Below are 8,911 nucleotides of genomic sequence, written 5' to 3'. Positions count from 1 at the left end.
CCCTCCCCCAGTCTGTTTTGGGGGAGGGTGGGCGAGTAATGCGAGCCCGGGTGGGGGCCGCCGTGGTGCCCGCAATGGCGCCTGCTTGTCCCCCGGTCAGTGGAAGGCTCGATCGTGGACGCGGCAGCGGCCACGAGTCGGGGCTTACCGCTTCTGGAGCGGCGGATTCATCCGCTCAGGGGGCGCCTCGGACCCGCGCGGAACTCATCGTCCGCGCACGCGCAGCCTCACAGCAGTACCGTGAGGCTTCCAGCCGTTGTTGCGGCGAGTTCACTCGCTCAGGACATCGACCGCGGCGCCAACATCCGCCCTCGCGCGCCGGCCATCCCGCCGCGTGCGGGTGAAGTCTCCCCGTCTGTTTGGGGAGACTTTCCGTCGTTGTTGCGGCGAATTCATTCGCTCAGCGCGGCCGGCTCAGGGTGGTCCGGTGGTGCCGGCCCGGGTGGAGGCCCGCCCGATGACCTACCGTCGGCTGAATCATCGCCGGCGCACCGAACCGCGGGTACGGTGTATGCTTGTACGAACCTTGGACAACAAGACCGTGATCGCCCGAAACAGCCCGAAATCCGCCGCCAAACCGGCGTTGACAGGCCGCGCGGGTCCGTCTATGTTGGCGCCACCGCCGGCCCGTCCAAAAACCACGCGTGCCGCGGCCCGACTTCACTTATGCATCGGCCTGAAGATGATTGACAAGATCACGGTGGTAGGGGCGGGCAACGTGGGCGCCACGGCGGCCCAGCGCGTCGCCGAAAAGGAGCTCGCGCGCGAGGTCGTTCTCATCGACATCGCCGAGGGCATTCCCCAGGGCAAGGGGCTGGACCAGTGGGAGTCCGCTCCCATCGAGGGCTTCGACACCCGCGTCACCGGCAGCAACGGCTACGAGGAGTCCGCCGGCTCCGGCATCTACATCGTGACCGCCGGCATTGCCCGCAAGCCGGGGATGAGCCGCGACGACCTGCTGACCACCAACGCCGGCATCGTGCGCAGCGTGGCCGAGAACATCGCCCGCGTGTCGCCCAACGCCATCATCATCATGGTCAGCAACCCGCTGGACGTGATGTGCTACGTGGCCATGAAGGCCAGCGGCTTTCCCCGCGAGCGCGTCATCGGCATGGCGGGCGTGCTGGACACCGGCCGCTACCGCTCGTTCCTGGCCGAGGCCATCGACGTGTCCGTCGAGGACATTCAGGCCATGGTGCTGGGCGGCCACGGCGACACCATGGTGCCGCTCATCAGCTACACCACGGTCAGCGGCATCCCCATCACGCAGCTGATCGACCGGGAGCGGCTGGACGCCATCGTGGACCGCGCGCGCAACGGCGGCGCCGAGATCGTCAAGTACCTCAAGACGGGCTCCGCGTACTACGCCCCCAGCAGCGGCGCGGTGCAGATGGCCGAAGCCATCGTCAAGGACAAGAAGCGCATTCTTCCCTGCGCCGCGTGGCTGCAGGGCGAGTACGGCATGAAGGACCTGTTCCTGGGCGTGCCCTGCAAGCTGGGCCGCAACGGGCTGGAGCAGATCGTGGAAGTGACGCTGACGGACGAGGAAAAGGCGGCGCTGCGCAAGTCGGCGGACGCCGTTCTGGAGCCGATGGCGCTGGTCTGACGGAGCGTTTTCCCCGCGCCGCGCCCACCCGGGCGCGGCGCGACTTGCAGCACCCCACCGGGCGGGCGCATCCGCCCCGGACGGAGCACCGAAAATGGCGACCGAATACCGAGCCAGATCCTTCAGCCAGGGGCTGCGCTACAAGGGCAATGCCGGGATGTGGACCTGGCTGCTGCACCGCGTGACCGGCCTGGGCATTCTTCTGTTCCTCATCATCCACGTGGTGGACACGGCCCTGGTCGTGATCCGCCCCGACTGGTACGACCACGCGCTGAACCTGTACCGCCACCCGCTGTTCCGCGTGGCGGAGCTGGGGATCTTCTTCGCGGTGCTGTTCCACGCCTTCAACGGCCTGCGCATCATCATCCAGGACTTCTGGCCCATCGCCATGCTGCACCAGCGCCGCCTGGCGCTGGTGGCCATCGGCATGACGGCCGTGCTGATGCTGCCGGTGACCTGGCTCATGCTGGCCCCGCTCTTTGGCCTGGCCGAGGAGCCCGGCGCCGAGCGGCACCGCCAGCGGCAGATGGAGCGCGGCGTGAACGTGGAAGCGGCCGCCGCGCCGGCGCCCGTGGCCCCCGTGAGCCTGGAGGGCGGGCGATGAGCACCACGGAAATTCACGTCGAGGACACCGGCCGCGGCGAGCGGCGCCCCGGCGGCGGCTTTCAGGCGCCCGAGGGGGCGCTGCAGAAGAAGGGCAAGTTCGAGCTGTACTCCTGGCTCTTCATGCGGCTGTCCGGGCTGGCGCTCATCTTCATGTCGCTCTACCACCTGGTGTGGTGGAACCTCATGGTGGGGGTGGAGCACCTGAGCGCCGAGCTGGTGCTGGCGCGGTGGAACAACCCGCTCTGGCGCACGTTCAACATCGGCCTGGCCACCTTTGCCCTGCTGCACGGGGTGAACGGCGCGCGCTACTCGGTAGAGGACTACATCCGCGCGCCCGGCAAGCGGAAGGCCGCCAAGATGGTGCTGTACGCCATCGTGGGCATCACGCTGCTGTGGGGCGTCTTTGCGCTGCTGACCTTTGACTTCACCCGCGGCCTGCGGTCATGATCCATACACACACGTACGACGCGCTGGTGGTGGGCGGGGGCGGGGCGGGGATGATGAGCGCCATCTACCTGTCGCGCACGCCCGGCCTGCGCACGGCCGTCATTTCCAAGCTGTACCCCACCCGCTCGCACACCGGGGCGGCGCAGGGCGGCGTCTGCGCGGCGCTGGCCAACCTGGAAGAAGACCATCCGGAGTGGCACGCCTTCGACACCGTAAAGGGCAGCGACTACCTGGGCGACCAGGACGCCATCGCGGCGATGTGCGAGGAAGCCATTCCCGTCATCATCGAGCTGGAGCACATGGGGCTCCCGTTCAGCCGCACGCCGGACGGCAAGATCGCGCAGCGCCCCTTTGGCGGGCACACGCACCACTTCGGGCAGGGCCCCGTGCGCCGCAGCTGCTACGCGGCCGACCGCACCGGGCACATGATTTTGCAGACGCTCTACCAGAACTGCATCAAGCAGGGGGTGGAGTTCTACGACGAGTTCCAGGTGCTCGACATCATCACCGCCGACGACGGGCGCTGCTGCGGCTGCGTGGCGTACGAGGTGGCGACGGGCGACCTGCACGTGTTTCACGCCAAGGCGGTGGAGTTCGCCACCGGCGGCTTCGGGCGGGTGTGGTCCATCACCTCCAACGCGCACGCCAACACGGGTGACGGGGTGGCGATCGCGCTGCGGCGCGGCATCCCGCTGGAGGACATGGAGTTCTACCAGTTCCACCCCACGGGCATCTACCGCCTGGGGATCCTGATTACCGAGGGCGTGCGCGGCGAAGGCGGCATTCTGCGCAACGACCACGGCGAGCGGTTCATGGAGCGCTACGCGCCTACCATGAAGGACCTGGCCAGCCGCGACGTGGTGGCCCGCGCCATCAGCAAGGAAATCCGCGAGGGGCGCGGCATCAACGGCAAGAAGTACGTGTACCTCGACGCCACGCACCTGGGCGCCGACGTCATCGAAAACAAGCTGCCCGACATCGCCGACTTCTGCCGCACGTACCTGGGCATCGATCCGGTCAAGCAGCCCATGCCCATTCAGCCCACGGCGCACTACGCCATGGGCGGCATTCCCACCGACGCGCAGTGCCGGGTGATCTCCGACGCGCAGAACACGGTGCTGGCGGGGCTGTACGCGGCGGGCGAGACGGCGTGCGTGAGCGTGCACGGGGCCAACCGGCTGGGCACCAACTCGCTGCTGGACCTCGTCGTCTTCGGCCGGCGCGGCGGCATCGCCATGGCGGAGTACTGCGCCAAGGCCGACCTGCCCAAGCTGCCGAAGAACCCCGAGGACTTCGCGCGCGAGCAGCTGGAGCGCATCCGCGGCGTGCCCAAGGGCGAGCCCGCGGCGCGCCTGCGCGAGGAGATGCAGGACGTGATGCAGGACGACGTCGGCATCTACCGCACCAACGAAGGCATGGCGAATGCCCTGGCCAAGGTGCGCGAGCTCAAGCAGCGCTTTGCCGGCGTGAGCATCGTGGACAAGGGAACGCGGTTCAACACCGACCTGCTGGAGGCGTGGGAGCTCGCCAACCTGCTGGACCTGGCCGAGGTGACGGCGCTGAGCGCCCTGAACCGCACGGAAAGCCGGGGCGCGCACATGCGCGAGGACTACGAGACGCGCGATGACGTGAACTGGCTCAAGCACACGTTCGTGACCCAGCGGAACGGGGAGATGGAGATCACCTACAAGCCGGTGACCATCACCCAGTTCCAGCCCAAGGAGAGGGTGTACTGATGGCCGCTCCCACGACGCAGTCCCGGGCTCCGGTTGCCGGCGGCGCCGCTTCGGTGCGCGCCGCCGCCAAGGCGGGCGCCACCACCCGGGTGACGCTGCGCATCTTTCGCTTCAACCCCGACACGGACGCCAAGCCCGTGTACCGGGAGTACACGGTGGATGCCGACCCCACGGACCGGGTGCTGGACGCGCTGAACCAGGTGAAGTGGTACGAGGACGGCACGCTGACCTACCGCCGCAGCTGCGCCCACGGCATCTGCGGGTCCGACGCCATGCGCATCAACGGGGTGAACCGGCTGGCGTGCAAGGTGTTGATCCGCGACGTCGGCAGCAGCGTCACCATCGAGCCGCTGATGGGGTTTCGGGTGATCAAGGACATGGTGGTGGACATGGAGCCGTTCTTTGCCCAGTTCCGCTCCGTGATGCCGTACCTGATCAACGACAACCCGGTGCCCGCGGACGGCCGCGAGCGCCGGCAGACGGTTGTGGACCGCGAGCGCTTCGATGACACGACGAAGTGCATTCTGTGCGCGGCCTGCACCACCAGCTGCCCCAGCTTCTGGGCCGACGAGAACTTCGTGGGCCCGGCGGCGATCGTGAACGCGCACCGCTTCATCTTCGACTCGCGCGACGAGTCGAGCGACGAGCGGCTGGAGATTCTGAACGACCGGGAAGGCGTGTGGCGCTGCCGCACGATCTTTAACTGCACCGAGGCGTGCCCCCGCGAGATCCGCATCACCAAGGCCATCGGCGAGGTGAAGCAGGCCATCCTGAAAGGCGGCGCCGCCAACGTCACCATCCGTCAGCCCGCCTCAGCGCACGCCGCCGGCTGATCGGCGGTTGGCTGTAAGAAGCACGACAGACCGGCCCCGCGGCGTCCTCGCCGCGGGGCCGGTTTTTGCTCGTCTCCAACCACCGGCCCACGGCCGCACGCCACGGCCGAGCGGCAGGGCTCTCGTCCCGCACGCCGATGGACATCAAGACGGATGGCGGCCGGAGTCCTGAACAACGAGTTAGGCCGCTGAGCAAGCATTGCGGCAGCCGCAGGTGATCTCTCCTGCGGCTGCCGTGTGTTTCCTCCTGGTCTGTCTCAGGCGGCGAGTCGTCGCACAACCTCTCTCGCGCCCTTCCGGTATACCGTGAGGCACACCAGCTCATCGTTCGGGTCGCGCACCTCCCACCAGCGGCTGTGCTCCTGCTTGATGATGGTGTAAGCCGGCTTTTCAGCGGCGGGCGCGGGATCCTTCGGCTTCCGTGGCATCGTGGACTCCATCCTCTTGACCCGGGCCGTCCAGCAGGGCAGCTTTGGTGAGCGGGCGGCCTTTGGGTCGGTTCGCACCAGGCGGGTGTGTCGGTGCTCTTGATCGGGAGCCGATGCACCCGCCTTGCTGTTGTGCCCTGCTGGATGTAAATATATCATGCTGACATCGTGTTTGTCAACACACACTGCTGACACTCGCAATGGATTTCCGAACTGCGGTCAACGTCCTGGGGCGCCAAGTCACCACAGTTGAGATTGCTGAGGCGGCCGGGATGTCCCCCTCCACTATTCGGCAAGCTCGACTGCAGGAGGGAGCGCCTGGCTATCGGACGCCCCCGAAAGGATGGCACGCGGCTATTATCAAGCTTGCGGAAGAGCGGAGGGATGAACTCGACCGGTTGATCGAGATTCTGAAACGAGGCTCAACGAAACTTTAGCTCGCTCCGGCAGGCGCCCAAATCCGCACGCGGCCTAACAATCGGCTGCAGCGGATGCGGGGCCTTGCATGCTTTCGGCGCGATGAGAGTCTTGCGCGCCGGCCCCGCACCCCTGACCCTTGGGTCGTTAGGCCCTCCGGTCCGCTGCACCACGCGAGTGATGCGCAGGGTGCCCGGGTGTCCCAATCGGCCGCCGCACGCTTCCCTGTGTTCATAGTGCTGGGACCCATTGTGATGCGCTGAGTTTCCCGACCGGCTGATTGAACCCGCGCCGCTGCGCGGCATTCACCGACGTCGAGCCGCACTTCACGTCGGCGGCCAATTCAACCCGGGGGTGTTTGGTGACAACAGCACGACGTTTTCTCATATTCTACGACGCCAATGCGCAAGCCGCTGTTGACCTGTACCTCGCTACGTTCCCGGATTCCCACTCGGTAGGAGCGGACCGAGATGCTGTTACAGCGTTGCCTCGAAATCTTAACCGGACACTAGTGCCTCAGCCCATATGCACCCAATGAAGAATATGAAGCCATGACCAGCACCCAACAACGCGCCGAACTGCAACGCCAGATCTGGGCGATCGCCAACGAGGTCCGCGGCGCCGTCGATGGCTGGGATTTCAAGCAGTACGTGCTCGGCGCGCTGTTCTACCGCTTCATCAGCGAGAACTTCGCGGCCTACATCGAAGCCGGCGACGACAGCATCCGCTACGCCGAGCTGGACGACAGCGTGATCACGGCCGAGATCGAGGACGACGCGATCAAGACGAAGGGCTACTTCATCTACCCCAGCCAGCTGTTCGCTAACGTGGTTGCGAAGGCGCACGGCAACGAGAAGCTGAACACCGACCTGGCCGCCATCTTCGCCGCTATCGAAGCCTCGGCCAACGGCTACCCTTCCGAGCACGACATCAAGGGCCTCTTTGCCGACTTCGACACCACCAGCAACCGCTTGGGCAACACCGTCAAGGACAAGAACACGCGCCTGACCGCCGTGCTCAAGGGGGTGGCCGAGCTGAACTTCGGCCGGTTCGATGCCGCCCATATCGACCTGTTCGGAGACGCGTACGAGTTCCTAATCTCCAACTACGCCGCCAATGCCGGCAAGTCCGGCGGCGAGTTCTTCACCCCGCAGCACGTGTCCAAGCTGATCGCCCGGCTGGCCATGCACGGCCAGGCCAGCGTCAACAAGATCTACGACCCGGCCTGCGGCTCCGGCTCGCTGCTGCTGCAGGCCAAGAAGCATTTCGACGCCCACGTCATCGAGGACGGGTTCTTCGGCCAGGAGATCAACCACACGACGTACAACCTGGCGCGGATGAACCTGTTCCTGCACAACATCAACTACGACAAGTTCAACATCCAGCTGGGCAACACCCTCACCGACCCGCACTTCGGCGGCGACAAGCCCTTCGATGCCATCGTCTCCAACCCGCCGTACTCGGTGAAGTGGATCGGCAGCGACGACCCCACGCTGATCAACGACGAGCGCTTCGCCCCGGCCGGCGTGCTGGCGCCCAAGTCCAAGGCCGACTTCGCCTTCGTGCTGCACGCGCTCAGCTACCTCTCCAGCAAGGGCCGCGCGGCCATCGTATGCTTTCCCGGCATCTTCTACCGCGGCGGCGCCGAGCAGAAGATCCGCCAGTACCTGGTGGACAACAACTACGTGGAAACGGTGATCGCGCTGGCGCCCAACCTGTTCTACGGCACCACCATCGCCGTCAACATCCTGGTGCTGGCCAAGAACAAGACCGACACCCGCACCCAGTTCATCGACGCCAGCGGGCTGTTCAGGAAGGAGACCAACAACAACGTGCTGCTGGACACGCACATCGACCGGATCATGGATGTGTTCGACAGCAAGGCCGACGTCGATCACTTCGCTCGCTCGGTGTCGCTGGATGGCATCGCCGGCCACGACTACAACCTGTCGGTGAGCAGCTATGTGGAAGCGCGGGACACCCGTGAGGCGGTGGACATCGCCGCGGTCAATGCCGGGCTGAAGACGACCGTGACCCGCATTGACGAGCTGCGCCGCGAGATCGACGCCATCGTCGCCGAGATCGAGGGCGTGGAGGCGGCGGGATGAGCGGGAGGAACTATCTGGACCGGCTGCTGGATGGGGTGGCGGTGGAGTGGAAGGCGCTGGGGGAAGTACTTGTCCGAACTAAAGGAACAAAGATTACCGCTGGGCAGATGAAGGAGCTTCACAAAGACGGCGCACCAGTAAAGATCTTTGCCGGCGGGAAGACGGTTGCATTCGTTGATCTTGAGGACATCCCAGCAGGTGAAGTGAATCGCGAACCGTCAGTCATCGTCAAGTCTCGTGGAGTTATTGAGTTCGCGTATTATGACAAGCCGTTCTCCCACAAGAGCGAAATGTGGTCCTACTACTCGAACAGCGCTGCGATCAATATCAAGTTTGTTTACCATTTTCTGAAATTGAATGAGCCGCACTTTCAGAACATTGGTGGCAAAATGCAAATGCCACAAATCGCAATCCCCGACACTGACAAATTCCCTGTCCCCATTCCTTGCCCGGACAACCCACAGAAATCGCTGGCGATCCAGGCCGAAATCGTCCGCATCCTGGACGCCTTTACCGAACTGACCGCCGAGCTGACCGCCGAACTGACCGCCGAACTGACCGCCCGCAAGGTACAGTACAACCACTACCGCGACCAGTTGCTGCGGTTTGAAGACGGGGAAGTGGAGTGGAAGGCGCTGGGGGAGATTGGCGAGTTCATTCGCGGCAAGCGCTTCACCAAGGCGGACTACGTAAAGGCTGGCATCGGTGCTATCCATTACGGCGAGATCTA

General features: G+C 65.3%; 8 protein-coding genes. 7 read left to right on the top strand and 1 reads right to left on the bottom strand.

All coding sequences use genetic code 11. The features are described 5' to 3' along the window. Window positions 1-682 precede the first annotated feature (682 nt). The 5 genes from mdh to VF665_RS03560 all read left to right on the top strand — a co-directional run bounded on the left by mdh (window position 683) and on the right by VF665_RS03560 (window position 5,228). Complete coding sequence (gene mdh / locus VF665_RS03580; RefSeq protein WP_331052034.1) at window positions 683-1,606, top strand: malate dehydrogenase; 924 nt, start codon at window positions 683-685, stop codon at window positions 1,604-1,606. A gap of 94 nt (window positions 1,607-1,700) precedes the next feature. After that, window positions 1,701-2,210: a succinate dehydrogenase, cytochrome b556 subunit gene (gene sdhC / locus VF665_RS03575; protein WP_331052033.1), complete on the top strand. Its 510-nt coding sequence runs from the start codon at window positions 1,701-1,703 to the stop codon at window positions 2,208-2,210. Next, complete coding sequence (locus VF665_RS03570) at window positions 2,207-2,659, top strand: hypothetical protein (RefSeq protein WP_331052032.1); 453 nt, start codon at window positions 2,207-2,209, stop codon at window positions 2,657-2,659. The genes sdhC and VF665_RS03570 overlap by 4 nt, the downstream gene beginning before the upstream one ends. Continuing rightward, window positions 2,659-4,395 (top strand): succinate dehydrogenase flavoprotein subunit, encoded by a 1,737-nt coding sequence (sdhA, locus tag VF665_RS03565; protein WP_349263092.1) that lies wholly within the window; start codon window positions 2,659-2,661, stop codon window positions 4,393-4,395. Before VF665_RS03570 ends, sdhA begins: the two co-directional genes overlap by 1 nt. Beyond that, entirely contained in the window at window positions 4,395-5,228 is an 834-nt protein-coding gene (locus VF665_RS03560; protein ID WP_331052030.1) for a succinate dehydrogenase iron-sulfur subunit, read from the top strand. Before sdhA ends, VF665_RS03560 begins: the two co-directional genes overlap by 1 nt. A gap of 257 nt (window positions 5,229-5,485) precedes the next feature. Here VF665_RS03560 and VF665_RS03555 read toward each other — a convergent pair whose 3' ends face one another. Continuing rightward, window positions 5,486-5,656 carry a hypothetical protein gene (locus VF665_RS03555; protein WP_331052029.1) on the bottom strand — a complete coding sequence of 57 codons (171 nt, stop codon included), beginning with the start codon at window positions 5,654-5,656 and terminating at the stop codon, window positions 5,486-5,488. Window positions 5,657-6,624: 968 nt separating this feature from the next. Between VF665_RS03555 and VF665_RS03550 the strand changes: the two genes are divergently transcribed. Continuing rightward, window positions 6,625-8,181, top strand: a complete 1,557-nt coding sequence (locus VF665_RS03550) for a type I restriction-modification system subunit M (protein WP_331052028.1) — start codon at window positions 6,625-6,627, stop codon at window positions 8,179-8,181. Beyond that, on the top strand, window positions 8,178-8,911 hold a 734-nt coding region (locus VF665_RS03545; RefSeq protein WP_331052027.1), incomplete at its 3' end, for a restriction endonuclease subunit S. The genes VF665_RS03550 and VF665_RS03545, both read left to right, overlap by 4 nt.

The organism is Longimicrobium sp., from assembly GCF_036387355.1.
Classification (GTDB): Bacteria; Gemmatimonadota; Gemmatimonadetes; order Longimicrobiales; family Longimicrobiaceae; genus Longimicrobium.
This window is presented reverse-complemented; position numbering and strand designations above follow the sequence as displayed.